Genomic DNA, 26,188 nt, shown 5'->3' on the forward strand with positions numbered 1-26,188 from the left:
CCATAATATGAATAAGTTACTGGCAGGCTTGCTTACGTTGCCTTTGTTGTTTTCATGCGGAGATAAAAAGGAAAAAACGGAAGATACAGTCACTACAATCGGGATTGTTACACCCGAAAGAATAACTGTTAAAGGGACTGAACTGTACAAAGGGGACAAGCCTTATCATTATATAGGAACCAATTACTGGTACGGTACACTGATTGCAGCTAAAGAAGGCGGAGACAGGGAGCGACTGGTAAAAGAACTGGATATGATGAAGGAGTACGGTATAGACAACCTTCGTGTTTTGGTAGGGGCAGAAGCCGGTACTCAGGATTTTACGGTTAGTCCGGCACTGCAGCCGGAACAGGGTCAATATGATAGTAATCTGTTAGACGGACTTGATTACTTACTTGCCGAAATGGCAAAACGCGATATGCATGCCGTATTATACCTTACCAATAACTGGGAATGGAGCGGTGGTATGGCGCAGTATCTTGAATGGAATGGTAAGGGAGAATTTCCTAACCCTAATGTTCCGCCTCACACATGGCCTGAATTTATGGACTATACCAAGCAGTTTCATAGCTGTGAACCTTGTATGGAAGCCTTTAAAAACCATATAAAATTCATATTAGGAAGATCTAACGCTTATAACGATAAGAAGTATACCGAAGACAATACTATTATGGCGTGGCAGGTAGCAAACGAGCCTAGGGTATTCACTGCAGATAATGAGGAGAAATTTACACTGTGGCTTAACGATGTGGTAAATCTTATAGATGAACTGGATCCTTATCATTTAATATGCACAGGTTCTGAAGGGAAGGCGGGCTCGGCAGATGATATAGCTATTTATGAGAGGACGCATAATAATCCTAAAATTGATTACCTTACAATGCATATATGGCCTAAAAACTGGGGATGGTTTAAGCATGAAAATGCCGAAGCAACCCTGCCTGTTGCCATTGCTAATGCCCAACAGTATATTAACGGCCATATCGCTGTGGCGCAAAAACTGAACAAGCCTATAGTGCTTGAGGAGTTTGGACTTCCGCGTGAAGGAGAGAGTCTTGATAAAAATGCATCTGTAGCAAACAGGGACACTTTTTATAAATCGGTTTTCGATAGATTAGAACAAAGCGTTACAGACAAGGAAGCTTTTGCCGGACTTAACTTTTGGGGTTTTGGCGGTATAGGTAAAAATAACCCTGAAAACGGTAAGTGGAATAAAGGAGATGATTTTACAACCGATCCTCCGCAGGAACCGCAGGGGCTTAACTCGGTATTTGCTACAGATACTACTACACTCAATCTTATAAAAGAATACAATAAAGCAGTACAGAAATAGCAAAAGGGCCTGAGCCCTTTTTTTAATGTATATTTGCAGCTTTAACTTAAAACACACCATGAAAAAAGCAACATTATTTATTGCCGCTTTCCTTATGGCAGGAGCCATGAAAGCACAGGATTCCGTAACACTTGATATACAGTTACTGCCAAGTAAAAAGTACGAGCAGGCATCTGTACAAAGTATTCAAATGGACATGGAATATGGAGGAAATGCCCAAAAAATGGACATGAAAATTTCTATTAACGGGGAAATTTCTACTAAAAAAGAAGCTAAAGGAATGATACCTGTTGTTATGACTACATCAATGTCTATGTCAATGGAAATGGAAGGTATGCCGGGAAATTCCAATGACGTAAAGATGGATATGTATGGTAAGGTTAAAAAAGGGGAATTTGTACCTGTTTTTGACTCTATCGTTGCACCGGATATGCCTTCACAGGCTAAACAGATGGCTCTTGAAGGTGTGAAAGATATGCTTACAAAAATCGATTACCCTAAAAAGACCCTTAAAATAGGAGAAACTTTTGTTCAGGATGTTCCTATTGATATGCCTATTGGTGGCGGAGCTATGAAAATGAATGATAAAATAACCTATACACTTAAGAAAGTTGAAAGTAAAAAGGCTTATTTTGATGTAGTGCATGATATTTCTATGGATGGAAGCCTTGCAGATGGTGCAAGTATGAAAGGCTCAGGTAAAGGAACCGGCGAAATGGTTTATGATATAGATACTAAATATCCTCTTGTTAATAATGGAGAAATGAGCATGGACTTAGATATGGAACAGGGAGGGATGCCAATGAAAATGAAGATGGTTACCAAGGTAAGTCAAACGACTCAGGTAAATAACACCAAATAATATTCAATAAATAATAAAAAGGGCTTCGGCCCTTTTTTTATTTTTGTACAAAATAAAAAATATGTCTTCAACAAATTGTCATTGTGGTTCGGGTAAGTTATTTGTTAACTGTTGTCAGCCTTTTATTATTGGTATCGAAAAAGCGCCAACAGCCGAAATGCTTATGCGTTCCCGTTATTCGGCTTATGTGGTGCAAAATGCGGATTATTTATGGTTAACTACTGCACCAAAGGAAAGAAGGCATCACAGCAAATCGGCTATGCTCGAATGGTCCAGGAGCAATCAGTGGATAAAGCTTGAAGTATTAAAAGCTACCGAAAATACCGTTGAGTTTAAAGCATATTACATTGATAGTAACCTTGAAGGACAAATACACCACGAAAAATCAAATTTTATAAAACAGGGAGATAGCTGGTTTTATGTAGATGGGGATTATTAATTTGCTTTTTATCGCTTTTTTATGCTGTTTATCAATTAAATAGGTTTTTTAAAAACAAAAAAACTAACTTTAAGATATAAATCCCACAGATTATGGAGCCCACACCCGAAATAATCAGGATTGTACAGCGTTACCTTACTTTTAAAAAACTTAATCCGGGAGCTATTGATGGCATTGCAGGTAAAAAAACCTATGCCGCACTGGATAAGCTTAAAGATCTTCCCAAAAGTTGGAAAGACGAAAGAAAACTGGTAGGTGCTATACAATTGTATGCAAAGCAGCAAGGACTTGACCCCGGACCAATAGACGGACTATGGGGACAACGTACCCAGTCGGCCTACGACCAGCTCAAATACATCCTTCTATATGGTGAAACTCCGCAACCCTGGAGGGCAGAAGACAGGGAGCCTGTAAACCCTAATAACTGGCCGGTACAAAGTCAGTTTGCATTAGAGGAGTTTTACGGTAAAGCCAAACCAACAGGAAATAAAAACCTTACTACGTTTGCCATACCCTATCCTATGGTACTGGCATGGGATACTTCAAAAAAAGTTACTAAAATCACAGCGCATGTCAAAGTTAAAGACAGTGTGCTACGTGTATTGAATAAAGTTCACGATTATTACGGGCTAACCGAAATAAAAAGACTTCGACTGGATTATTTCGGCGGATGCTTTAACTACCGTGTTATGAGAGGCGGTACATCATTAAGTACCCACTCATGGGGTATAGCCCTTGATTTCGACCCAATAAACAACCAGCTTCGCTGGGGTAGTGATAAAGCTGCCTTTGCCCGCCCGGAGTATAATAAATGGTGGGAATTTTGGGAAGAAGAAGGCTGGGTAAGCCTGGGGCGTGAACGTAATTACGACTGGATGCATGTCCAGGCAGCAAAATTGTTTTCATAAATTGTGTTTAAGTGTATAGTTACTAGTTATTGGGGGCGAAAGCCCCCTTTTCTTTTTCAGGCGGCAAATGTTTTTTAGTATTTTTACGCAAACCAATAATTCATAATATTTTAATGTACATAGTAGGGTTTCTTGTTAGTGCTGCAATTATATTTTTTGCGGGTAAAAAACTTTCTTTTTATGGCGATTTACTGGCCGATATGACCGGTATGGGTAAAGCCTTTATAGGTTTAATATTAATGTCTACCGTAACATCACTGCCTGAGCTTATGGTAGGTATAAGTTCGGTTTCCATAGTACAGTCGGCTGATTTGGCTATGGGTGATATATTGGGGAGCTGTGCCCTTAATCTTTGTCTGCTCTCGTTTATGGATGTTTTTACGTCAAAAAACAAGCCTCTTTTCTCTCAGGTTTCACAAAGCCATATACTGGCAGCTTCATTTGGTGTAATACTGCTGGCCTTTGTAGGGCTTGGGCTGTTTTTTGAGACCGATATACTGTTTTCACATTCAATAGGAATTACCAGCATCAGTTTTGCGGTGCTATATTTAATGTCGGTTCGTACCATATACAGATATCAAAAAGCAAATGCCAGTGATAGTATTGAAGTTACCGATAACGGACATACCGAGGTGTATACCTTGCGCGGAGTTATTTTGAGGTATTCTTTCTTTGCGTTAATTATTATTGTTGTTGCATTATCCCTGCCATTTTTTGCCGAGCATATTGCCGAACAGACAGGACTGGGCAAATCGTTTGTGGGTACACTGTTTTTAGCGGTATCTACATCACTGCCTGAGATTGCTGTTTCTGTAGCTGCCGTAAGAATGGGGTCTGCCGATATGGCTGTTGGTAATCTTTTAGGAAGCAACATCTTTAATATCTTCATACTGTTTATAGACGATATATTATATACCAAAGGACTTCTTTTAAAAGATGCTGCCGATATTAATGTAATGACGGTTTTTATTGTGCTGATGATGACAGCTGTGGCTATTATAGGTTTTATATTCCCGTACCAGAAGAAAAGGATATTTATGGCTTGGGATACACTGGTTATATTCCTGCTCTATGTGTTTAGCCTTGTACTGCTCTATAACTTAGGTTAGGGTGTAACAAATAGTGTATTTTGACAACTAATAATTAATCAAATCAAAAAACAATAAAGAAAATGACATCACACGAAATTGACTACCATATATATGGTGAAGAAATGCAATATGTAGAAATAGAGCTTGATCCGCAGGAAGCTGTAGTGGCAGAGGCAGGAAGCTTTATGATGATGGATACCGGTATACACATGGATACCATTTTTGGCGACGGTTCTAACCAAACACAGGGTGTTATGGGTAAGCTGTTCTCGGCAGGAAAAAGGCTGCTTACAGGGGAAAGCCTGTTCATGACTGTGTTTTTAAACCAATACCACGGTAAACGAAAAGTAAGCTTTGCCTCTCCTTATCCGGGTAAAATTGTACCCATAGACCTAAACAAATACGGCGGACGCTTTATCTGCCAAAAGGATGCTTTCCTTTGTGCGGCAAAAGGAGTGTCGGTAGGGATTGAGTTCTCCCGAAAACTGGGCAGAGGTCTGTTTGGAGGTGAAGGTTTCATTATGCAGAAACTCGAAGGTGACGGTATGGCATTTGTACACGCCGGAGGTACACTGGCACGCAAAGAATTACAGGCAGGCGAAGTACTTAAGGTAGATACAGGCTGTATTGTAGGTTTCACTAAAGATGTGCATTATGACATCGAATTTGTAGGCGGTATTAAAAACAGCATTTTTGGAGGAGAAGGATTGTTTTATGCAACACTTCGCGGTCCGGGTGTGGTATATATACAATCGTTACCGTTTAGCAGGCTGGCAGGCAGAATTTATGCATCGGCACCACAGGGTGGAGGTCAGCAAAGAGGTGAAGGAAGCATACTGGGCGGATTGGGTAATCTGCTTGACGGAGATAACAGGTTTTAATAATAATTATCATAATATACAAAAGGGCTTTTTAAGCCCTTTTTTTATTTTAACAGTGAGTGCTTTATTCACACCATAACTATATGTATATTTGATGCTGGCTTTAGGGGTATTCTGTAAAGAATTGAGAGAGTCCCTTTGAACCTGATTCGGTTTATACCGGCGTAGGGAAAAGCGTATCTGTATACACTTCTATATCCTGATTTCTTTTCGGGAAACTCTTAAGCCATATTTACGTACCATAAAAAACTTAAATATGAGAGAGTCCCTTTGGAAATCTGTTTTACAGCTAAGGCAAAATTCCCCTTTAGTACATAATATTACCAATTATGTGGTAATGAACAATACGGCAAATGCACTACTGGCAGCAGGAGCATCGCCTATTATGGCACATGCACATGCTGAGCTTGAAGAGATGGTGAGCATTTGCGGAGCTACGATTATAAATATAGGTACATTAGATGAATACTGGATAGAAAGCATGTATAAGGCAGCAGCCAAAGCTCAGCAATTGGGTAAACCCTGGGTGTTGGATCCTGTAGGGGCGGGGGCAAGTAATCTTCGTAATACTACGGTAGCTGAACTTTTAAAATACAGGCCGGCAGTAATCCGTGGTAATGCTTCAGAGATTATGGCACTGGCTAATGCCGGAGGACAAACAAAAGGGGTAGACAGTACACATCAGTCTGGAGAGGCTATAGCTTCTGCCAAATGGCTTAACGAAAATACAGGAGCAGTAGTTTGCATATCGGGTGCTACCGATGTGATTGTTTCCGCAAATCAAAAAATACTTATCGATAACGGACATGTAATGATGACAAAAGTAACCGGGCTTGGCTGTACTGCCACGGCTCTTATTGGTGCTTTTGTAGCTAGTGAACCTGATAATCCTGTTGTAGCTACAGCAGGAGCTATGGCATTACTGGGTATTGCAGGAGAGATTGCCGTACCACTGTCTCAAGGACCGGGTAGTTTGCAAATGCATCTGCTGGATAAGTTGTATAATATTACCGAAGATGAATTCAACACTCATCTAAAAGTAACTATTAAAAATGACTAAGCCGTTTCCATATAAGCTATATCTGGTAATAAGCCAAGAAGCCTGCTGTGGCAGGGATATGCTTTGGGTTGCCGAACAGGCAGTGAAAGGCGGAGTCGATTTGGTACAGATAAGGGAGAAGAACAAAAGTTATCCTGATTTTCTTGAAAGCAGCTTAAGGCTAAAGGAAATGCTGGACAGGTATCAGGTACCGCTTATTGTAAATGATAATCCTTTGGTAGCAGTAAACTGTACTGCTTATGGGGTTCATGTAGGAAATACTGATGTGCCTCCGTCTGAAATTAAAAAGAAATGGCCTGATTGTAATATGACGGGGTATTCGGTAGAGTATTTGGAACAGCTAACAGGAAAGGAAATTCAATATGCCGATTATCTTGGTGTAAGTCCGGTATTTATTACACCAACCAAAACCGATACCGTTACCGAATGGGGGCTGGAGGGGATTGCCAAAATAAAAAGTATTACAAATAAGCCACTTGTAGCAATAGGAGGAATTAATGAAACAAATGCTCAGGAGGTAATACAGGCAGGAGCCGATTGCCTTGCGGTGGTGTCGGCAATATGTGCGGCTGACAATCCTGCTATGGCTGCTCAGGCATTACGAAACTTAATAGAAACAGCATGAAAGAGAAATATACATACCCAATAGTATTAACCATAGCAGGTACCGATCCCAGCGGAGGAGCAGGGATTCAGGCCGATTTGAAAACATTTTCTGCATTGGGTTGTTATGGCATGTCGGTTATTACCGCACTGGTTGCACAAAATACCACAGGGGTAAGAGGTATACATAATGTTCCTGCACAATTTGTAGAGCAGCAGCTGGATGCCGTTATGGAAGACATACGCCCTGATGCCATAAAAATAGGAATGGTACATACCTCTCAGCTTGTTGAGGTAATTGCGGCTACCCTTAAAAAATACCCTGATATTCCGGTAGTGTTCGATCCGGTTATGGTGGCTACCAGTGGTGATAAGCTCATTGAAGATGCTACTATAGCGGTAATCGTTTCACAACTTTTTCCGTTGGTTACACTAATTACCCCAAATATGGATGAGGCTTCCTTATTGGCTAATATGCCTATTGAAACCGTAGCACAAATGCAGCAGGCAGGGCAGGTAATAAGCCGTACAGGTTGTAAGGCTCTTTTAATGAAAGGCGGACACCTGCAAACAGAGCAGCTTACCTCAATCCTTATGGATAAAAGCGGCATTGTGAATACCTATATTTCAGATAAGGTAGATACCAATAATGTACATGGTTCAGGTTGCACACTGTCATCTGCTATTGCATCTTATCTGACAAGGGGAGAGGAGTTGCAGGATGCAGTTGCCCTTGCGCAGGAGTATATTAACGGAGCCATATACCACGGAAGGGATGTGCTTACAGGTAACGGTAACGGACCTTTAAATCATTTTTATAACCCACAAACCATGATAAAAAATGAAATGGAGTGAAAAAGCATGGCAGGAAATAGTGCCTATTTATAATGATATTATCCAGATGCCTTTTATAACTGAACTGGCAAACGGAACACTGGACTTAGAAAAGTTTAAATACTACATGCAGCAGGATGCTCATTATCTGGAATATTTTGCACGAACACTGGCAGTGATTGGTGCTAAAGCCCAAAGTGTGGATGCCATGCTGGATTTTATCCGTTTTTCGGAAGGTGCCATAGTGGTCGAAAGAGCTTTACACGATTCTTACTTCAAACAGTTTAATGTAGGGGATAGGGTGCCGATGTCACCTACCTGTCATCATTATGTACATTATATGCAAAGTACGGTATATATGCAACAGGTTGAGGTAGGTATGGCTGCGGTATTACCTTGTTTTTGGATTTATAAAAAAGTAGGTGACTATATACTGGAAATACAAACAAAAGAGAATAACCCTTATGCCGACTGGATAAATACTTACGGAGGTGAGGAGTTTGGGCAACTTGTGGAGAAAGCTATCAGACTTTGTGATGAAGCGGCTAATAGTTGTACGGGTGCTCAAAGGGAACAGATGACATCGGCGTTTGTAGATGCAAGCCGTTTAGAATACCTGTTTTGGGATAGCGCCTATAAACTGGAAAAGTGGAAGAAGTAAATAAAAAAGCGTGGCTATTACCACGCTTTTTTATTATTGAAAGAAACTGAATTTTATTTCAGTTCAAATTCAGTTTCCTGATTGTCTGTAGAACTGGTGCCTACAAACACTTTAAATGTTCCCGGCTCTACCAGATATTTGCCTTCGTTATTAAAGAAACCAAGCTCTTTATCGGTTAGGGTAAAGTTAACTGTTTTTGTTTCGCCTTTTTTAAGCGGAACCAGCTCAAATCCTTTAAGTTCTTTTACAGGTCTTGATAGGCTTGCTGCTACATCCCTTATGTATAGCTGAACCACTTCCTTGCCGTTGTAGTCTCCTGTATTGGTAACTTCAACAGATACTTTTACAGGCTCACCTTTGGCATAGGTTTTCTTATCAAGCTTAATAGCTCCATATTTAAAGCTAGTGTAGCTTAACCCGTGGCCAAATGCGAATAACGGAGTTTTTTCTACATCGCTGTAGTGAGACCAGAAAACATTATTTTCGCTGTTAGTTGGCCTTCCTGTACTGTGCTGGTTATAATATATTGGCACCTGTCCTACATTGCGTGGGAAACTCATAGGCAATTTGCCACTAGGGTTATAATCACCATACAGTACCTGTGCTACCGCATTACCGGTTTCGGTACCTAAGTGCCATGCCTCAACTATGGTTGGGATGTTTTCGGCAGCCCACGGTAAAGCCAATGGGCGACCATTGTTAAGTACTAATACTATGTTGGGGTTTACTTTATAAATTTCCTCCAGTAATTCCTGTTGTAATCCCGGTAGGTCAAGGCTGGTACGGCTACGGCCTTCACCACTCTGAAAACCGTGCTCTCCAAGAACCATTACCACAACATCGGCTTCTTTAGCAGCTTTTTTAGCAGCTTCAAATCCGCTTCTGTCGGTAGTGTTGAAAACCAGTTCATCAAGGAAAGTGGTTTTACCAATGGTTAGATCGGTGCCTTTTTCGTACACTAATGTATTGCCTTTGTACTGTTGCATACCTTCCAGTACCGATACGGCTGTATTATCATCTGAAGCAATTCTCCAACTTCCAAGCGGACTCGTTTTATCGTTAGCAAGCGAACCGATAAGTGCAATTTTCTGACCTTTCTTTTTAAGAGGAAGCAGATTGCTTTCGTTCTTTAAAAGTACAATTGACTTTTTAGCCATATCCAGTACGGCTTCATGGTTTGCCTTACTGTATATAGTTTCTTTCTCGCGTTTTTCATCACAGTAACGGTATGGGTCGTCAAAAAGGCTAAGTTCAAATTTCACCCTTAAAATACGTCTAACCGCATCATCAATTATAGCCTCATCTACCTTGCCTTCTTCAACCAGTTTAACCAACTCGTAAACATACAGGTGAGATTCCATATCCATATCGGCACCTGCTTTAACTGCTTTTTCACTGGCTTCGGCACCATCCTGAGCAAATCCGTGGGCAATCATTTCCCTTATCGATGCCCAGTCGGTAATAACAAAACCGTCAAAACCCCATTTCCCTTTCAGTATATTCCTTTGCAGGAAGCTATTTCCTGTTGCAGGAACTCCGTTAAGAATGTTAAATGAGTTCATGTAAGTACGCACTCCGGCATCATTAGCCGCCTTGAACGGAGGTAGTACAGTGTTGTATAATGTAGCGTTGCCAATATCTACCGTATTGTAATCTCTACCGGCTTCCGCAAAGCCATAAGCAGCAAAGTGCTTGGCACAGGCTGCAATGGTAAGCGGGTTGGAAAGGTCGTCTCCCTGAAATCCTTTAACGCGGGCTATTGCAATCTGACTTCCAAGGAATGGATCTTCTCCGGCACCTTCCATAACACGCCCCCAGCGGGCATCACGTGAAATATCAACATTAGGGCCAAAGGTCCAGTTGATACCCGAAGCAGCTGCTTCAGAAGCAGCAGTTTTAGCCGAATTCTTTATAGCATCCATATCCCAGCTGGCAGCTTCGGCAAGTGGTATAGGGCTTAATGTTTTATAACCGTGTATTACATCAAAACCTATAATAAGCGGAATACCAAGACGGGTTTCCTCAACAGCGATTTTTTGTACAGCACGTACTTCCTTTACACCACGAACGGTGAGCATGGAGCCTACCCATCCTTTACGCAGGTGTTCGTATTTTGTGGCAGCGTTACCTTCTTTTGGTGACGGACCTGTTACATCCCAAAAGCCGTTATACTGATTCATTTGACCTACTTTTTCCTCAAGGGTCATTTTGGTCAGCAGTTCGTCAATTCTTTGTTCTATATCCTGTTTTTTATCCATTAATTTCTTTTTTTGAGCATTAGCGGTGCAAACAGTAAGCACGGCAAGCATCAATAAGGTTCGTTTCATAATTATTCACTTAAAAAAGATGAGGCCGGTAATCCTGCACCGTTAAATAAATCGGGCTTAGCGGTGTTGTGCCATGCATAACGTACAGTAACCGGTTCTTTTACCTTTTTGGATGAAACTACTACAGTATTGTTTTTTATGGTTGCAGTTGCAGGGTAAAATTTACCGTCTTTTCCGGCTACTTCAAACAGTTCTGATTTCCTGGAAGAAAAATACAGTCCTTCGGCATAATCAAAACGTATGGTTACTTTGTTTTTACTTATAGTGATGTCCTTATAAAGCGGACCATATACCACTCCTGTATCAATACCGTATTGTGATTTTAATACAAGGTTACCCAGTCTCTCGCCTACGGTTCTCTTATCACGCGGGTGTATATCATCGGTAGGGCTAACATCACCTACAACCACCATTCCTGTCTTTGGAACTTCGTTAAGTACTTTACGTTGTGAGTTACGTATTATTACACCTCCGTAAGTATCGTTCTCATAGTTAAACGGTGCTATTTGTATAAAATAGAAAGGGAAATCATCTCCCCATGCCTCACGCCATGATTTGATAAGTCCTGCCAGTGTTTTATCGTATACAGTACTACCTACATTGCTTTCTCCCTGATACCATATAGCACCTGCAAGTTTAAAGCCAACAAATGGATTTATCATGGTGTTATAGGTACGCCCCGGTTCTGTAGGGCCCCATGCAACCGGAGTAAGTTTTGCGGCAGCTTCGGCAAGTATAGGGTCTTTGGCAATATAATCTTCAGGCATCCATATCTCTGCCGGAGTACCACCCCAGCTGGAGTTAATAAGCCCTATTGGAACATCTTTCAAATCTTTTTGTAAACGCTCGCCAAAAAAGTAAGCTACAGCACTAAAGTATTTCATGGTTTCCGGAGTACATTCCTGCCAGTTCCCTACAATATTCATTTGAGGTGAAGTACCTGCTACCTTTGGAGCCGTAAAGAAACGTATGTTAGGATAATTTGCTTTTGCAATTTCAGCCTCGGCATTGTCTATTCCTATTGAGGCCGACCATTCCATATTTGACTGCCCTGAACATAACCATACCTCACCAATCATTATATTTTTAACGGTAAGTTCATTGTATCCTTTAAAATGCAGGGTATAAGGTCCGCCTGCTTCAGGAGTTTTGAGTTTTACTTCCCAGTGTGCCTGATTATCGGGCTTGATTTTAATTTCTTCTTTAGACCAACCTACCGTAAGGGTAACATCTTCAAAAGGACTTGCCCATCCCCAAATGGTAACTTCACTGTTGCGTTGCAGTACCATGTTGTCTGAAAAAAAGGAAGGCAGTAATACATTTGCTTTTGCTGTTCCTGTAATTAGCAGAATGAAAAGCGATAAGTAAAAGCTTATTTTATTCATTTAAAAGTGATTTTAAGAATGGAGCTAACTCGTTTGCCATTTCCTGATGATCTTTTACATCAGGGTGGTAACCACAACCGTGAGGAGTGATGTCGCTAAATTCAAAAAGCTGAACCGGTTTATGTTTTTTATCGTCTTTATAAGCTTCCTGTACACGCTTAAGGCAATTAGCAAAGATTTTGGCTTTTTCTCCTTTAACCATTGGACTGGTTAATAATACGATTTGTGTGTTAGGGGAGTGGCTATAAACGGTTTTAATAAAGTTTACATAGCTTTCCACATACTTATCAGTATTAAACGGAAGCCTTTCCTTTTTGCCATCTCCGTCAGAGAAATCATTAGTGCCAAGTGCAATACAGGTAATATCGGGGTTGAACCCGAATTTATAAGGAACTGTTTTATCTGAATTGTTCAGGTAGATGTTCTCGTAAACATCGGGCATTATTTTTTCCTTTTCGTGCTCATCGTTCCAGTTACGGTAAATACCGATACCTGAAACCGAACTTAATACAAAATCGGCATCAAGAGCTCTTGAAGTAACAGGGCCATATGCAAAATAAGCATTATGCTGGTCAAACCATTCGCCTGTACCACACGGAATCTCTTCGGTTTCATTACCCATACCACAGGTAATAGAGTCTCCTATAAATTCAATTTTCTTTTTCCCTTTTTCTTTTTTGGTTTTTACAATATTTCCTTCGGCACCAGAGAAGATAATATTTCCGTTTCCGGCTTCGGTAGCTTTGTAAACCGTTACCTTATGAATGTCGTTTTCACCACTTGGTATGTTTATAAAAACATTGCCGGGTTTGATGTTTACTTTTTCTTTCCCCATGTATTTACCGTCAACCTCAATAACTATATAATCATACTGGTTGTAGTTGTTAAGTGACTGTGCATTAATGGTGCATTGAGAGCCTTTATAGCTAAAGGTAACAGATGATCCCGGTCCTACCAGTATTATTCTGTTGTCTTCGGTTTTATCGGTACGCCCCTGTGTAGTGTATAAGTTGGATTTTGAGGTAGGTTTGCCTGCAGATAATGCTAATGCAGAAACCAATAGTAAACAAAGTGTTTTTTGTAGTATTCGCATGGTAATTTTTATAAGAAAGTAAATGTAGGTAAAAATGACCATTTGCTCATGTATTATAATATCAATTCGTTATAAAATTTAAACATCTCGTATATTTTGATGAGGTTATTTGTGAACTGCATAAAAAACACCTCTTAAAAAGTGTTAATAATTAACAATGAGGTGATTGGGTGGTTTTTAGTTGCTTTTTATGCTACTAAGGTTGTGTTAAAGTGATAAGAGTTTATTTTAGGCTTTAGTATTTTTAAGGTAAACAATATATACCTATGAAAAAGCTAAATGAAATAAACCTGCCTGCTGTTAAAAAGAACATTAGTGTGATGGAGCAGCTGGTATCGGTATTGGGAGGTAGTTATCTTTTATACGATTCGCTAAGGCACAAAAGAGGAGTGGCAGAATATGGAGCGGCAGCCTTTATGCTCTTTAGGGGTATTAGTGGTTTTTGTCCGGCGAGCGAATTAGGACATCGACTGTTAGATAAAAATTACAAGCATAATTCAAACGTAAATATACATACCCGAATGGTGATTGATAAACCTATTAATGAGGTATTTAATTTTTGGCGAAACCTAAACAATTTACCGCTTTTTATGGAGCATCTTAAAAGTGTGGAAACAATAAACAATACAACATCAGAATGGATAGCTGTATTACCGGGCGGACTGGGTACTGTACAATGGCAGGCAGAGGTTGTAGGTGAGGAAACTAACCGTTTTATAGGTTGGCAGTCATTACCGGGAGCCGAAATTAGGAATGCCGGGAAAGTACAGTTTAAAGATGCCGGAGAATTAGGAACGCTTATACATATTACCTTTTCCTATCATGCTCCGTTTGGTGCTATGGGGCAGGAAATAGCCAAACTGCTTACGCCTGCTTTTGAGAAAACCATAACTGAAGATATAGCTGCCTTTAAAAGCTATATAGAAACCGGCAGGGTAATAAAAACTAAAAAGAAGCAGTCAAGGATTTATTCTTAAACTGATTGGATTAGTCAGTACAAAAATCTTCCGGATTGTATTCGTGCTGTAAACCAGGACTAAATTTTTCCTTTATTCTCCTGTTTCTTGATTCGTTATCGACATGAATCTGTTCTTTACCCGAGTTTAAAATACCTTCTTTCTGTGGGTAGCTGTTGTGGTTTTTGTCTGGTTGGTTCATGGTGATATTTTTTTTGGAAGCATAAGGTAATGAATTTATTTTTAACGAGTTATGTTGGTTTTGATTGTTAATACAGACTTAACCTGACTTGCTTTTTACAAACAGTTTCATAAACAGTATTATTCCGCACAGGCTACCGGCAACAGCATTGGCTAGTATAATAGGGGTGTCTTTGCGTAATATGCCATATATAACCCACGATATCATTCCGGCAAAGAGCAGGGCGTAGGTAGCTGCCGAAAGGCTTTTTGTAGATTTTGTTTTTATAACCTTAATGGCTTGGGGTATATTAGCTCCTGTAGTTAATATGGCAGCAATGAGTCCGAGTATCTGAGTATAGTTCATTTTTCAGGATTGGGTTAGGTTAAGGGCAAAAATAAAGGCTGTTTAGACAGCCTTTTACATGGTTAATGAGTTTTGTTACCTTTACATATAACCGTCTTTATCTGGATGGTTATCAGTTCGTGTAATGTGTTTACTCTGATCGCAATAATGATGATGATGTGGATGGTGATGAGCGATATCCTTCCTTATTTGTTTAGGGAAGGTCGCAAGTTCCTGTGGATTTACTTTTGCCGGGTCTTCGTACGGTAAATATTCATACCCCCACATTTTGCCATACATGTTTACGCCTTCATTTGGTGCGCCCTGATTGCCTGGATCCTGACGCCCGAAAAATTCATTTGCCATAATCGCTTAAGATTTAATTAGTTAAATATAATAAAAAATTAACGATTTAGCAATTTTTTAATGTTAAGAATGTGTATATGTAATATAATTATTGTAAAAAGTAATAATATTTTAATACAGAAGTGTTAAAAAAAAGCCCTTTTGGGGCTTTTTCTACATGTAACTGTCTCTTTCCGGGTTATCATTAGTATTTGTAATGTTACGCCCGCTTCTTACGCCTGACTGTTTTCTATTAGTCATATGGTTTTCTCTTTCCTCTTCCAAATCGGGATTCTCTGTTTTTTTCTGTTTTGGGAAAGTTGCCAGTTCTACCGGATTTATAATTGCCGGATCGTTTGTCGGGATTAACTGCTCATCCGGATTGTTTAGTGCATTGTCGGGTTTGTTTGCCCTTTTTTTATCATCAGTTGCCATAACTTTCAAATTTTAATGGTTATTAATTTTTTGGAACAATCCTGCTATGATTGCTACTATAAATTTACTAAAAGCTTACAGTGTAAATGATAATATTTTTCCAATTAACTCATCATTAACAAGTTGTGTGTTTTGTGGGCGTTTTATCCCAAAAAAACTGCATTTTAACGTTTTTTTGGAAGAATAGTCGGCTTGTAAAAATTACAAGTGTATGTTTGTGACAGGTTAGTTACGCAGAATTATTTTTTTCCAATTTGATTTAATCATAGGACACATTGATTTTTTTAGTAGTTGTGCCATCGGCTTTTTAGCCGATGGTTTTTTATTTATAACTTTACTGTATTAATAAAGTATACAGTTTATGAAAATCGTGTTTTACCTCCTGTCCCTGTTTTTACTTTCCTGTAATTGTAATGATGCCCTGCAGGAAAAGGGTAAGCTTGAACTTAAAGAAGCTTCGGGTATTGAGTATATACACGAAACCGGAAAACTATGGGTACTTGAAGATAGCGGAAACAAAAACAGTCTTTACAGTATAGATGAGAATGGGAAAACCGAAAAGAAACTAAAAATCACCAATGCTAAAAATAAGGACTGGGAAGATTTAACTTCTGATAAGGAAGGAAACATCTATATAGGTGATTTCGGTAATAATGATAACGACAGGAAAGATCTTGCTATCTATAGGATAGATAAAGAAGAACTGGAAAAGAAAGAAGCGAAATCATCCTACAAGGTTTCGTTTTATTACCCTGAGCAAAACGAGTTTCCGCCCAAACGATCTAAAATGCTTTTTGATGTGGAAGCTTTTTTTGAACTTAACGGAAACTTCTACTTATTTACCAAAAACCGAAGCGCAAAATTTGACGGAACCTTTTTTGTTTACAAAGTACCTAATAAAGAGGGAGAGCATGCAGCGCAACGTATTGCCGAATTAAATAGTTGCAAGGTATACAGCAAGTGTGCTATTACTGCTGCAGATATTAGTTCTGACGGGAAAACGGTAGTTCTCTTGTCGTCTGACAAAGTATGGTTGATTACCGATTTTGAGAATGATAATTTCAAACAGGAAAACATGACACAATACCCTTTGGGACATATGTCCCAAAAGGAAGGTATTTGCTTTAAGGATAAGTATACCCTTTATATTGTTGATGAAAAAGACAGCAAGGCAGGTGGTTACTTATATGAGGTAGGCATGGAAAGATTATTAAAATCCGAATAATAACCCAAAGGCTACCCTGCCACCATCTGACCCATGGAAATAAAATGCTTTTGCTGTAAGGGCATCTACACCATTTATCCATAAACCACCACCGGCAGACTGGTGCCATTTTCTTGAACTATCGTTTTCTATCCATACACGACCATAGTCATATCCGCCAAATATTCCATATTTGAAAGGGATAATACTGCTTCTAAAGTTTCCAAGGGTAAGTCTTAAATCAGTGCTCTGTAAGTAAGATTCCTTACCTGTGAAACGCTGATTTCTGTAACCGCGTAAGTCATTGTCACCTCCAAGAGTAGCCGCCTGATAAAATTCAAAATTATTATTAAACAGTACATGCCCTTTAAAAGTGGTGGCAAACACTAGGTTTTCATTACGGGTAATTCTGTGGGTAAAACCAAGAACACTTTGTACATGCGGGAAATTCCTTTCAGCCTGATCTAAGCTCATGGTCCATCCACCCGATATAGAGAATAACATTCCCATGGCAGGGAGTGATTTCAGGTCGTAATTTTCAAATTTGTACTTACCGTTTATAGTAGCATACTGCCTGTGTTCCTGTAAATAATCAGGTATAACTCCCGGTTGACTTACTAAGCGGTTGTTGCTTTCCTCTACCTCAATAGTTCTGAACATGGTGTGTATTTCAAAGTAACTACCGTTTGGAGTTTCTTTAAAAAGTGCAGGGGCTACGCTAAAGGTTTGTAGTTTTACCCTGTTGTAGTTCATGCCTAACTGGTCGTCGTTATTAACGGTTTCATTTCCGTAACCAAAGTAGTTAATACTAAAGGTAGGGCTTGTAAAGTGAGCATTGAAGCCAAAATTCCATTTGCTGGCTATATTCATAAACTGACCGGTGTAATCGAGCTCAAAACCGCCTGTGGCAAAATATAGGTTGGCTTTAATGGTATGCTTGCGCGAAAAAGGTCTGCGGTTAAAACTGTTTACAGTATAGTTTGCAATCAATCCTAATTTAAATCCGTCATCAGGATTGTAACCTACAGTAGGTAAGCCGGTATAAGCATTATAGGCAGGTTTTTTAAAACTATAAGTGTTGGTTTCATAATCATCGGTTAATAACAACTTGGTTTTACCGTCTACTTCATAAGTGTTTTTCTTGCTTTTAAAGTCGTATATCTTAACCTTTTTACCATTTTCAACAATGTATTTATCGTTGTTTTGACCACCTAGTAAACGAACAAGTATTGGCTGCTCAGGTTTGCCTTTTACCTCAAAAACATCATCGTCATCAAGACCGTATATCCAAAGTTCTTTGGTTTGCTTGCGGTTATAGGTGTTGTCACTAATAAGTTCTTCGTGGTGTTTTTTGATGCTGTATATCTGTACTCTTGTTTGTCCTTCCGGAAGACGGGTAATTACAAAGTGTTCGTCTTTGTCAGTTCCTGTAATAAGTACGGTTCTCAGTAAAACAGCACGATATTCCAGTGCATATTTTTCTACATCTTCCCGTCTTTTTTTTAGGTTAGATTTAATTTTTTCAATGGTTTCATCCTGTACTTCCGGTGGAAGTTTACTAAAGGCTTCATCGATTACTTCATCTGTAAGGTTTGCTTTAAGGTAGCGGGCTTCTTCCAGCCATTCCTGTTCACTGGCATTTTTTATAAGCGCCATATCCATTGGGTAAGGCTCAAAAGCAAGCCATTTTACGCTTCTGATGTGGTCTTTGTAATCCTGCATATAGCGAAGCACGGGTACGCTCATGATAAGAGGTAATAATGTACCGCCATAATGAGGGAAAGCCTGATCACGGTCACGAGGTATAGGCCTATAAATTACACTATCATTCTCATTAAAACGCGACCAGCGCCATTGGTCAGTATGCCTGTCCCAGTCGCCAACAAGCATATCAAATAGTCTTACACGGATAAATGCTTTTTCATCTATTGTGTATTTTGAACTTTTTCTTAGATTGTCCAGTACGTCGTCGGTACTTTCAACATCATCGGGGCTGCCGAAGCTTTTAAGATTTTTAAACTCACCCATAGGGCGTTCCTCTACCATGTAAAGGGCATTGCCGTATTCAGCATTGTATTCCTGTAATGCAGCCTGTTTAGGTATGTAAAACAACTCAGGGTTTGTATGGTAAATACCCAAAGCCTCCTGCATATCTCCTATAATAAACGGAGTGTATGGATGAGAGGAGGTGTAAAAATCCATAAGGAAGGCCTCAGTAAGGGTATTGTTGAAATCATCTCCTATGTATTTGGTTTTAAAGGCAACGGTTTGCAAAAAACGGTCGGCACTTTTCTTTAGTCCTCTCATAACAAACTCCCTGCCTTGGGGATCCTGTAACCTTACCGAAAGCGACTGGTGTCCACCTCCTTCCCTAACAGGTGTAAGTCCTCCGTGTAGCGTGTCCAAATTAACCGTATTTGCTTCAATAGGAATGCTGAAGTATTTACGATAGTAATTGCCGAACAGGAATTTATAAAATCCGCTTTTTTGGGTCATCTCAGGAGTGTATACTGATGCTTTTACCTTTGCCGGGAAATTGGAATCAAACTTTTCGGCTACATATTTCTTTGGCTTTGTCCGTGTAATGTATTTTTCAAATACTTTATTCTCTACACCTTCTTTAACTGCATAGTATGTTATTTTAGAGGTGTAAGTGTCATATACATCTAATACTGCGTAACCGGAACCTCCATAAGAGAAATCCTGAGGATTTACAGTTGTTGCCGCTTCGGCTTTAGATCCTGCGCCGCTTATAATCTGGTTAATGTTGTCTTTATAGATGTATTGCAGGTTGTGGTCGTGGCCTGAAACCACTATTACGTTGTCTTTGCCCTGTACAAGGGTTTTAACTCTTTTGGTAAGAGCATTGTATTGTCTTCCCTGTATATCCTGCGGACTAGCCCCCGATGTTTTCCTGATGAAGTTTAGAACAGAACCCAGTACCGGTAACGGAATGTTGCTTTCCAGCGGGAAAAGTTGTTTTCGTAATGAGAAATACCCGCCGTGCGAACCATTACTCATTAACGGATGGTGAATGGCAAGTATAACGGTTTTATTCTGGTTTTTGTTTAACAGGCTTTCCAGTTCATTTAGCATGGCGTCGTGGGTTTTAATATCGCAATCGTCATTAATGGTAGGGTAGCGGTCCCAGTCTTCAATAAACCATTCGCTGTCAATAGCTATAACGGTAAGGCTGTCGTTTACTTTAAGGTCGTCTATTCCGCATCCGTTACCCGGCAGATAAGCTTTTTTCTGGTCAAGATAGTCTTTTACAAAATCTTCCTGTTCTTCAAGGCCTTTTAATCCGCTGTACCAATCGTGGTTACCCGGTATAAAATGAGTTGTCCCTTTAAAAGATTCAGATAGTTTTAGCTGAAACGTAAGACTTTCTTCGGCAGCTTCTCTCCCTTTTTCACCTTTTGCAGGCATGCCATGAGGGTAGATATTATCACCAAGATAAAACAGAGAGGTGTTTTTACCTGTCTCCTGTAGTTTTTCTTTGGCATAAGCCAGTACCTGTTGTGAGTTAGGGCGTGCGGCATAACCCGCATCGCCTATAAGTACAAAGCGGTGAGATATTGTATAGTTAAGTGTATCCTTTATGGGGAATTTAAAAGCTTCTTTCCCGTATTTAGCCTCATAGGAAGCACATGAAAAAAAGGTGAACACAATAAAAACAGGTAACAGGAGTTTAATATTTCTGCACCTTATAATGTTAACCAAAAAGAATTTCATAATTTGGTAGTGTTAATTGCATACTTATGAATGTTGTCCAAAAAGCCGAAAGCTACGTTTTTAACTTATTCAAAGATAAACTATCTCCCGATTATATTTACCATAATTTCATCCATACTTTACGTGTAGTAAACAATGCAGAGGTTATTGCCGGTAATGAAAATGTAACAGGAGAGGAGGAAGAAATGCTTTTGCTGGCAGCATGGCTTCATGATACAGGCTACATTGTAAGTGACTTGGATCATGAGGAAGAGAGTGCTAAAATAGCCGACGCTTTTTTAAAGGAGAATGGGTATGATGAGTCTAAAATAGCTAAAATACAGTCGCTTATTAAGGTGACTAAACTTGGGGTAGAACCTCAAACCCATTTAGAGAAAATAATTAAGGATGCTGATTGTTCGCATTTTGCCTATAAGGATTACTGTAGTCTCTCGGAACTGCTTAGGGCCGAATGGAAATTAACCCACAACAAAAGCTTTTCTGATTTAGAATGGGCTACTATAAACAGGGGAGTGCTGCTAAATAAACACCGTTTTTTTACAGCATATGCCCAAAGGGAGCTTCAGCCTCTAAAAGAAGCTAATATTACAGAACTGCAAAACGCAATCAATAAGCTGGAAAAAGGAAACAAAAAGAGTGCTAAAGAAAAAATAAACCAGAAAAAACTGGAAAAAATGGATAGGCCTGAGCGTGGTATTGATACCATGTTTAGGGTGACACTTAATAATCATACAAGGTTAAGTGATATTGCCGACAGTAAGGCGAATATCCTGCTTTCTGTTAACGCTATTATCATATCCATTTCACTTTCTACCTTAATTCCTAAACTTGATAGTCCTAACAATGCCCATCTTATTATACCTACACTGGTAATGATGCTGTTTGCAGTGGTTTCTATTGTATTTGCTATACTTTCTACAAGACCTAAGGTGACCAGTGGTACTTTTACCCGTAAGGATATAGAGGACAAAAAGGTAAATCTGTTATTTTTTGGTAACTTTTATAAAATGCCTCTTGATGAGTATGAGTGGGCAGTAAATGAGTTAATGAAAGATAGGGATTACCTGTATAACTCCATGATTAAAGATCTGTACTTTCTGGGGAAAGTGCTCCACAGAAAGTACAAGCTTTTAAGAATAACCTATACTATTTTCATGATTGGGATAATAGTATCGGTAGGGTTATTTATATATGCGTTTAAAATGATGTAGCGTAAAGTTATTTCGTAGTCATTTCTTTTAAAAGGTCCTGGTAGCTGTATGTTCCCGATGCATCAGTCTCGTCATAGATAATCTCTACTCTTAAGGCTCTTAGCCCGGTAACACCCTGTAAATCTTCTACCTCAAAATTTTCAATAGTCTTGCCCAGCATATTTTTATGCTGCAGGTATTTAATATACCTTCTGTACTCGGCTTCCTCCTGCTTTTGGGAGTACACAATGGTAATTTTACCCTGTTGTGTAATCCTTTCCTGAGTGCCTTTAATGTACGACTTGTCAATACGTTTTTTAACCACCTCATAGCGGGCATTATAAGTGCCGTCTACGTCAAAACGTTTTTCGTCCATCCTGAAACGTATTGATATAGGAGTGCTGAAAACCAGTATCAGTGAAGTGACATCAAGGTCGTATGGAAGGGTAGGGCGAAGTTTATGGTATTCATTTTCCATTTCGCACATTGCCTGTAGCTGCCATAACCTAAGATTATTTAGGTATAACGGATTATAAGACAGTTTAGGAGCTATAGACGCGCCTATGTACAGATTATGCTCCACTCCGTCGGTTTTGAAACGCTCATAGTAATGCGGGAAGAACGATTGTGCTTCGGCTTGTTTTTTATCCAGTACCTCGGCCATTTTCTTATTGATTACAGAAAGAGCATCGTCAAAGTCCTTACGATTTTCATAAACCATTTTTACCTTACCGTCAAGGCTTTCAAAATATTCTGAAATCCTTTCGTGTATCTTGGCGTTTGTAGTGTCAAAATGTCTAAGCAGTACATGGATTTCATTAATTATATATCCTTGTACTACAGCTTCGGTATCGGCTTTAAGCTCATGTTTTAAGTCTTCCTGTATTTTTTCCAGTTCATAAGTGTGCTGCTCTATAAGCGGAAGCTTTTCAAGCTCATTAATGAATCGGAACAGAACTATCAGTTTTTCTATCTGACGGATAAGGTCTTTCTCGGTCGATTCGTTACGTGCCGTAGATGAGCCTTTAATATCAATTTGTCCGTAAAGCGGATACACCTCTTTAAAGATAATTTCTTTATAGGCTAAGTCAGGGCTGTTACCGGCCTTAATATGTGCCAGTGCTTCTTCCCTAAATTTCCAGTATACACTGTTGTGTATAGCGGTGTACTCATTTTGGATAATGGCATCAATTTCGTTTTGGAGCTCAGAGTAATACCTTTCAAGCGTATCGGTAAGAAACGGAAGGATATAATTAAGCTTAATGGCATTGATACTGTTAAGCTCTTTAGGGGTAGAGGAAACCAGTTCAATAAAGCCCAGCGTCCTGTCGTTTTTAATAATAGGAGCCAGTATACAGCTTTTTATATTCTGTTCCAGTAGCCTGTCGGCAAAACGAGTGTCATCTGGGTTGTTAGCCTTATAAGCTTCCACGTCTGATATGATAAGCTGTTGTTTTTCTCCCATCATGCTTTTTAGGGTAGAGTCACAAAACAGTTTATTACAGTTCATTTCCTCACAATCTTTAAGAATGTGGCTTTTAATATCCTTAAAGGATGCCATAGTGAAAATCTGGTCACTTTCGTTAACTTCGGTAAAACCTATTTTTAGGTCGTGTACTTTATATATTGACTTAAAAATACTTTCAATATCATCCTTAATTACTTCCTTAAACTCATGAGGTAGTAATAGGTTTGATTTAAGGTTAGATATAGCATTCTCTACCGTAGCATCAAATAATGATATTATACCAAACCCTTTAGAGATCCAGCTGTTTTGCGGGAATTTCTCTTTCCATAACTCCAGGTTGTCAAAATTATCTATAAGGATATCTATATCTTCCTGTGTTATTTTTATGGCTTTATCTGTAGGGATAATTTCAAGGAAATCAGCATTGTACAAAATGCGGTAATGTTTCATTATACCCTCGGCATCGGGTATATCGTAGAACAAAGGCTTGCTGAAGTCAAAATTATAACCATAATACATGTTTAAAATTAAACAACAGCAAAAAACATAAAACTGATGGTCGTCAAAATTTCTTATTTCAATATCAAAATCCTCACCGGCATTTTCAAGTATTTTATTAAAACGCTCGGTATGGTTAAAGGTAATATTGAAAAAAGGTATCGCAGCCGCTTTTATCTCATTATGAGTAAGGGCTGTCGGGAAAAGATCGGCTAGCAGGTTTTTTATCAGCAGCTTGTGCTTTTCAAGAAGCGCAAGGTCGGTAATACCTTCGCGAAGTTCCGGGAAAGGCTCTGTGTGTCTAAGTAAGGCTTTAGCGTAGTCTGATCTGTAATCAACGTCCGATTCTGCTATTTCTTCGAGTTTTTCCAGTACTTTATGAAAGGATATCCGCGCAATTAAAGGGGTACATATTTCTTTAGAGCAGTCCATTTTCATGTGTGTAAAAAGTACATCAAAGTTACAAAATTTTAAGATACAGTTTAGAAAAGACTATGTTTAACACATTTCATGATGTTTTTTAGATATTTTGTGCTTATTTTGTGGTGTCTTTTATGTTTTATGAATCAAACGGTAGAAATTCGATTTCCAAAGAATATACATCTCGCCATAAAACGGGAAGACCTCCTTCACCCCTATATATCCGGTAATAAATTCAGGAAGCTTAAGTACAATGTACAGGAAGCCAAAAGGCAGGGCAAAACCATGCTGCTTACCTTTGGCGGAGCTTATTCTAACCATATTGCGGCTACGGCAGCGGCAGGGAAAGAGTACAGACTTAAAACACTGGGTGTAATAAGAGGAGAAGAGCTTGTTGAAAAGGCTAATGATAACCCTACACTGAGCTTTGCCAGAGCTTGCGGAATGGAATTTGAGTTTGTAACGCGTGAGGCTTACAGGCAAAAAAACGAAGAGGCGTTTATTGAGGCTCTAAAGCAGAAGTTTGGTGATTTTTATTTAGTGCCCGAAGGAGGGACAAACAGCTTTGCTGTAAAAGGATGCGAAGAAATATTAACACCGGATGATACTGGGTTTGATTACATAGCCTGTGCTGTAGGTACCGGTGGTACAATATCGGGTATTTCAAATAGTGCCGAAGATCATCAAAAAGTACTTGGGTTTCCGGCTTTAAAAGCAGATTTATCTGCCGATATTGCTAAATTTGCCATAAAAGATAACTGGCAGCTGATAACGGATTATCATTTTGGCGGTTATGCCAAAACCAATGAAAGCCTTATAGCTTTTATTAATGATTTTTATGCTAAAACCAATATACCTTTAGACCCTGTTTATACGGGAAAAACGGTTTTTGGTGTTATAAATATGATTGAAAACGGATATTTCCCGGAAGGTTCCCGTATACTGGTTGTACATACGGGTGGGCTACAGGGTATAGCCGGAATGAATAAAGAGTTACATAAAAAAGGATTGCTTACAATTAAAACCTGATGCAAATGATGAAGAAAATTTTAGTTTTATTTTTACTTGGTTTAGTGGCTAGTTGCGGCTCACACAAATCGCGCATTCAAACCACTAAAAACGGAACTGTAAAGCACAGGAAAAAAGACAAAAAATCAAGATCTAAAATAAGTACTACCGATTCGCGTAAGGCTACGGCTTCAAATTCATCTAAAACCGAAACACTTGAGTCCAGCTCAAAAACAGTAGTATATGCTGATGTGGTTAGTAACTACATTAATACATTTAAGGGAACAGCAGAAGATAATATGAGGCGTCACGGTATACCGGCAAGTATTACGCTGGCTCAGGGTATACTGGAGTCTGGTGCCGGTAGGGGTACACTTTGTGTTACTGCTAATAACCATTTTGGTATTAAATGCCATACTGATTGGGATGGTGATAAAGTATATCATGATGATGATGCAAAAGGCGAATGTTTCAGGAAATATAATGACCCTGCTGGTTCGTATGAAGATCACTCATTATTCCTTACCACCAGAAAGCGTTATGCTTCGCTTTTTGAATTAGATCCCGATGATTATAAAGGATGGGCACACGGGCTTAAAAAAGCAGGTTATGCTACAGATCCTAAATATCCTAATAAACTGATTGATCTTATTGAACGCTATAACCTTGATGCTTTTGATGCAGAGGTATTGGGTAAAAAAGGAAAGCATCGCAGGGAAGTTGAAAAAGAAATAGAAAAGAACAGGGAAGAGGCTGTGGCTCAAATATCGTCACCTTCACGCTCTTCAAAAACATATAAGGTAATGCAGGGAGATACTTTGTATTCCATTTCAAAAAAACATAACCTGACAGTAGACGAGCTTAAGAAAATGAATGACTTATCAAGTAATGCAATTTCTATAGGACAGATTTTAAAAGTTAAATAA

The 26,188-nt window shown here is 39.2% G+C and carries 24 protein-coding genes and 1 riboswitch; of the genes, 15 read left to right on the forward strand and 9 right to left on the reverse strand.

Features of this window, described 5'->3' with window-relative positions; genetic code table 11:
- The first annotated feature begins 7 nt into the window (after positions 1 to 7).
- From V3Z67_RS11685 to tenA, 10 genes are all read left to right on the forward strand, one after another.
- Complete coding sequence (locus tag V3Z67_RS11685) at positions 8 to 1,333, forward strand: glycoside hydrolase 5 family protein (RefSeq protein ID WP_330443483.1); 1,326 nt, start codon at positions 8 to 10, stop codon at positions 1,331 to 1,333.
- Positions 1,334 to 1,391: 58 nt separating this feature from the next.
- A complete protein-coding gene (locus tag V3Z67_RS11690; RefSeq protein ID WP_330443484.1) occupies positions 1,392 to 2,195 on the forward strand; it encodes a hypothetical protein in 804 nt (267 codons plus the stop codon).
- Between the two features lie 61 nt (positions 2,196 to 2,256).
- Positions 2,257 to 2,634 carry a YchJ family protein gene (locus V3Z67_RS11695; RefSeq protein ID WP_330443485.1) on the forward strand — a complete coding sequence of 126 codons (378 nt, stop codon included), beginning with the start codon at positions 2,257 to 2,259 and terminating at the stop codon, positions 2,632 to 2,634.
- Between the two features lie 92 nt (positions 2,635 to 2,726).
- Positions 2,727 to 3,542: a M15 family metallopeptidase gene (locus V3Z67_RS11700; RefSeq protein ID WP_330443486.1), complete on the forward strand. Its 816-nt coding sequence runs from the start codon at positions 2,727 to 2,729 to the stop codon at positions 3,540 to 3,542.
- Between the two features lie 113 nt (positions 3,543 to 3,655).
- Positions 3,656 to 4,651 carry a sodium:calcium antiporter gene (locus tag V3Z67_RS11705; protein ID WP_035135411.1) on the forward strand — a complete coding sequence of 332 codons (996 nt, stop codon included), beginning with the start codon at positions 3,656 to 3,658 and terminating at the stop codon, positions 4,649 to 4,651.
- Positions 4,652 to 4,713: 62 nt separating this feature from the next.
- Positions 4,714 to 5,514: a TIGR00266 family protein gene (locus tag V3Z67_RS11710; protein WP_157481383.1), complete on the forward strand. Its 801-nt coding sequence runs from the start codon at positions 4,714 to 4,716 to the stop codon at positions 5,512 to 5,514.
- Positions 5,515 to 5,609: 95 nt separating this feature from the next.
- Positions 5,610 to 5,702, forward strand: a riboswitch (TPP riboswitch).
- Between the two features lie 68 nt (positions 5,703 to 5,770).
- The gene (gene thiM, locus V3Z67_RS11715) at positions 5,771 to 6,574 is read left to right on the forward strand and encodes a hydroxyethylthiazole kinase (RefSeq protein WP_330443487.1); all 804 of its coding nucleotides are present in this window, start codon (positions 5,771 to 5,773) and stop codon (positions 6,572 to 6,574) included.
- Complete coding sequence (thiE, locus tag V3Z67_RS11720; RefSeq protein ID WP_330443488.1) at positions 6,567 to 7,199, forward strand: thiamine phosphate synthase; 633 nt, start codon at positions 6,567 to 6,569, stop codon at positions 7,197 to 7,199. Before thiM ends, thiE begins: the two co-directional genes overlap by 8 nt.
- Positions 7,196 to 8,032, forward strand: a complete 837-nt coding sequence (gene thiD / locus V3Z67_RS11725) for a bifunctional hydroxymethylpyrimidine kinase/phosphomethylpyrimidine kinase (protein WP_330443489.1) — start codon at positions 7,196 to 7,198, stop codon at positions 8,030 to 8,032. The genes thiE and thiD overlap by 4 nt, the downstream gene beginning before the upstream one ends.
- Positions 8,019 to 8,672, forward strand: a complete 654-nt coding sequence (tenA, locus tag V3Z67_RS11730; RefSeq protein ID WP_330443490.1) for a thiaminase II — start codon at positions 8,019 to 8,021, stop codon at positions 8,670 to 8,672. The genes thiD and tenA overlap by 14 nt, the downstream gene beginning before the upstream one ends.
- 53 nt (positions 8,673 to 8,725) lie before the next feature.
- Here the strand turns inward: tenA and bglX are convergent, their stop codons facing one another.
- Genes bglX through V3Z67_RS11745 form a run of 3 tightly spaced genes read right to left on the reverse strand, consistent with a single transcriptional unit; the run spans position 8,726 to position 13,477 of the window.
- Complete coding sequence (bglX, locus tag V3Z67_RS11735) at positions 8,726 to 10,999, reverse strand: beta-glucosidase BglX (RefSeq protein WP_330443491.1); 2,274 nt, start codon at positions 10,997 to 10,999, stop codon at positions 8,726 to 8,728.
- Positions 11,000 to 11,001: 2 nt separating this feature from the next.
- On the reverse strand, positions 11,002 to 12,384 hold the full coding sequence (locus tag V3Z67_RS11740) for a sialate O-acetylesterase (RefSeq protein WP_330443492.1): 1,383 nt from the start codon (positions 12,382 to 12,384) through the stop codon (positions 11,002 to 11,004).
- On the reverse strand, positions 12,377 to 13,477 hold the full coding sequence (locus tag V3Z67_RS11745; RefSeq protein WP_330443493.1) for an SGNH/GDSL hydrolase family protein: 1,101 nt from the start codon (positions 13,475 to 13,477) through the stop codon (positions 12,377 to 12,379). The genes V3Z67_RS11740 and V3Z67_RS11745 overlap by 8 nt, the downstream gene beginning before the upstream one ends.
- 266 nt (positions 13,478 to 13,743) lie before the next feature.
- On the opposite strand from V3Z67_RS11745, the gene V3Z67_RS11750 reads away from it, so the two are divergent.
- Positions 13,744 to 14,454, forward strand: a complete 711-nt coding sequence (locus tag V3Z67_RS11750) for an SRPBCC family protein (RefSeq protein ID WP_330443494.1) — start codon at positions 13,744 to 13,746, stop codon at positions 14,452 to 14,454.
- A gap of 10 nt (positions 14,455 to 14,464) precedes the next feature.
- Here V3Z67_RS11750 and V3Z67_RS11755 read toward each other — a convergent pair whose 3' ends face one another.
- From V3Z67_RS11755 to V3Z67_RS11770, 4 genes are all read right to left on the reverse strand, one after another.
- Positions 14,465 to 14,635, reverse strand: coding sequence for a hypothetical protein (locus tag V3Z67_RS11755; protein ID WP_330443495.1), 171 nt, complete (start codon positions 14,633 to 14,635; stop codon positions 14,465 to 14,467).
- Positions 14,636 to 14,713: 78 nt separating this feature from the next.
- Positions 14,714 to 14,980, reverse strand: a complete 267-nt coding sequence (locus V3Z67_RS11760) for a SemiSWEET family sugar transporter (protein WP_330443496.1) — start codon at positions 14,978 to 14,980, stop codon at positions 14,714 to 14,716.
- Between the two features lie 81 nt (positions 14,981 to 15,061).
- Positions 15,062 to 15,325 (reverse strand): hypothetical protein, encoded by a 264-nt coding sequence (locus tag V3Z67_RS11765; protein ID WP_330443497.1) that lies wholly within the window; start codon positions 15,323 to 15,325, stop codon positions 15,062 to 15,064.
- Positions 15,326 to 15,478: 153 nt separating this feature from the next.
- A complete protein-coding gene (locus V3Z67_RS11770) occupies positions 15,479 to 15,739 on the reverse strand; it encodes a hypothetical protein (RefSeq protein ID WP_330443498.1) in 261 nt (86 codons plus the stop codon).
- Between the two features lie 361 nt (positions 15,740 to 16,100).
- Between V3Z67_RS11770 and V3Z67_RS11775 the strand changes: the two genes are divergently transcribed.
- Positions 16,101 to 16,964 (forward strand): hypothetical protein, encoded by an 864-nt coding sequence (locus V3Z67_RS11775; RefSeq protein WP_330443499.1) that lies wholly within the window; start codon positions 16,101 to 16,103, stop codon positions 16,962 to 16,964.
- Here the strand turns inward: V3Z67_RS11775 and V3Z67_RS11780 are convergent.
- Positions 16,950 to 20,678, reverse strand: a complete 3,729-nt coding sequence (locus V3Z67_RS11780; protein WP_330443500.1) for a metallophosphoesterase — start codon at positions 20,676 to 20,678, stop codon at positions 16,950 to 16,952. The two genes, V3Z67_RS11775 and V3Z67_RS11780, sit on opposite strands and share 15 nt — an antisense overlap.
- Positions 20,679 to 20,704: 26 nt before the next feature.
- Here V3Z67_RS11780 and V3Z67_RS11785 point away from each other — a divergent pair, with 26 nt between their 5' ends.
- Positions 20,705 to 21,889, forward strand: coding sequence for a Pycsar system effector family protein (locus tag V3Z67_RS11785; protein WP_330443501.1), 1,185 nt, complete (start codon positions 20,705 to 20,707; stop codon positions 21,887 to 21,889).
- 7 nt (positions 21,890 to 21,896) lie between these two features.
- Here V3Z67_RS11785 and V3Z67_RS11790 read toward each other — a convergent pair whose 3' ends face one another.
- Entirely contained in the window at positions 21,897 to 24,272 is a 2,376-nt protein-coding gene (locus V3Z67_RS11790) for a GAF domain-containing protein (RefSeq protein WP_330443502.1), read from the reverse strand.
- 123 nt (positions 24,273 to 24,395) lie between these two features.
- Here V3Z67_RS11790 and V3Z67_RS11795 point away from each other — a divergent pair, with 123 nt between their 5' ends.
- Together V3Z67_RS11795 and V3Z67_RS11800 are read left to right on the forward strand one after the other, a co-directional pair.
- Entirely contained in the window at positions 24,396 to 25,283 is an 888-nt protein-coding gene (locus tag V3Z67_RS11795) for a 1-aminocyclopropane-1-carboxylate deaminase/D-cysteine desulfhydrase (RefSeq protein WP_330443503.1), read from the forward strand.
- 5 nt (positions 25,284 to 25,288) lie between these two features.
- Complete coding sequence (locus tag V3Z67_RS11800) at positions 25,289 to 26,188, forward strand: glucosaminidase domain-containing protein (protein ID WP_330443504.1); 900 nt, start codon at positions 25,289 to 25,291, stop codon at positions 26,186 to 26,188.

This window comes from Flavobacterium sp. C4GT6, from assembly GCF_036347315.1.
Taxonomy (GTDB): domain Bacteria; phylum Bacteroidota; class Bacteroidia; order Flavobacteriales; family Flavobacteriaceae; genus Flavobacterium.

Coding starts and splice junctions, on each gene's coding strand:
- V3Z67_RS11685 (WP_330443483.1), top strand. CDS start 8: ATGAATAAGTTACTGGCAGGCTTGCTTACGTTGCCTTTGTTGTTTTCA.
- V3Z67_RS11690 (WP_330443484.1), top strand. CDS start 1,392: ATGAAAAAAGCAACATTATTTATTGCCGCTTTCCTTATGGCAGGAGCC.
- V3Z67_RS11695 (WP_330443485.1), top strand. CDS start 2,257: ATGTCTTCAACAAATTGTCATTGTGGTTCGGGTAAGTTATTTGTTAAC.
- V3Z67_RS11700 (WP_330443486.1), top strand. CDS start 2,727: ATGGAGCCCACACCCGAAATAATCAGGATTGTACAGCGTTACCTTACT.
- V3Z67_RS11705 (WP_035135411.1), top strand. CDS start 3,656: ATGTACATAGTAGGGTTTCTTGTTAGTGCTGCAATTATATTTTTTGCG.
- V3Z67_RS11710 (WP_157481383.1), top strand. CDS start 4,714: ATGACATCACACGAAATTGACTACCATATATATGGTGAAGAAATGCAA.
- thiM (WP_330443487.1), top strand. CDS start 5,771: ATGAGAGAGTCCCTTTGGAAATCTGTTTTACAGCTAAGGCAAAATTCC.
- thiE (WP_330443488.1), top strand. CDS start 6,567: ATGACTAAGCCGTTTCCATATAAGCTATATCTGGTAATAAGCCAAGAA.
- thiD (WP_330443489.1), top strand. CDS start 7,196: ATGAAAGAGAAATATACATACCCAATAGTATTAACCATAGCAGGTACC.
- tenA (WP_330443490.1), top strand. CDS start 8,019: ATGAAATGGAGTGAAAAAGCATGGCAGGAAATAGTGCCTATTTATAAT.
- bglX (WP_330443491.1), bottom strand. CDS start 10,999: ATGAAACGAACCTTATTGATGCTTGCCGTGCTTACTGTTTGCACCGCT.
- V3Z67_RS11740 (WP_330443492.1), bottom strand. CDS start 12,384: ATGAATAAAATAAGCTTTTACTTATCGCTTTTCATTCTGCTAATTACA.
- V3Z67_RS11745 (WP_330443493.1), bottom strand. CDS start 13,477: ATGCGAATACTACAAAAAACACTTTGTTTACTATTGGTTTCTGCATTA.
- V3Z67_RS11750 (WP_330443494.1), top strand. CDS start 13,744: ATGAAAAAGCTAAATGAAATAAACCTGCCTGCTGTTAAAAAGAACATT.
- V3Z67_RS11755 (WP_330443495.1), bottom strand. CDS start 14,635: ATGAACCAACCAGACAAAAACCACAACAGCTACCCACAGAAAGAAGGT.
- V3Z67_RS11760 (WP_330443496.1), bottom strand. CDS start 14,980: ATGAACTATACTCAGATACTCGGACTCATTGCTGCCATATTAACTACA.
- V3Z67_RS11765 (WP_330443497.1), bottom strand. CDS start 15,325: ATGGCAAATGAATTTTTCGGGCGTCAGGATCCAGGCAATCAGGGCGCA.
- V3Z67_RS11770 (WP_330443498.1), bottom strand. CDS start 15,739: ATGGCAACTGATGATAAAAAAAGGGCAAACAAACCCGACAATGCACTA.
- V3Z67_RS11775 (WP_330443499.1), top strand. CDS start 16,101: ATGAAAATCGTGTTTTACCTCCTGTCCCTGTTTTTACTTTCCTGTAAT.
- V3Z67_RS11780 (WP_330443500.1), bottom strand. CDS start 20,678: ATGAAATTCTTTTTGGTTAACATTATAAGGTGCAGAAATATTAAACTC.
- V3Z67_RS11785 (WP_330443501.1), top strand. CDS start 20,705: ATGAATGTTGTCCAAAAAGCCGAAAGCTACGTTTTTAACTTATTCAAA.
- V3Z67_RS11790 (WP_330443502.1), bottom strand. CDS start 24,272: ATGAAAATGGACTGCTCTAAAGAAATATGTACCCCTTTAATTGCGCGG.
- V3Z67_RS11795 (WP_330443503.1), top strand. CDS start 24,396: ATGAATCAAACGGTAGAAATTCGATTTCCAAAGAATATACATCTCGCC.
- V3Z67_RS11800 (WP_330443504.1), top strand. CDS start 25,289: ATGATGAAGAAAATTTTAGTTTTATTTTTACTTGGTTTAGTGGCTAGT.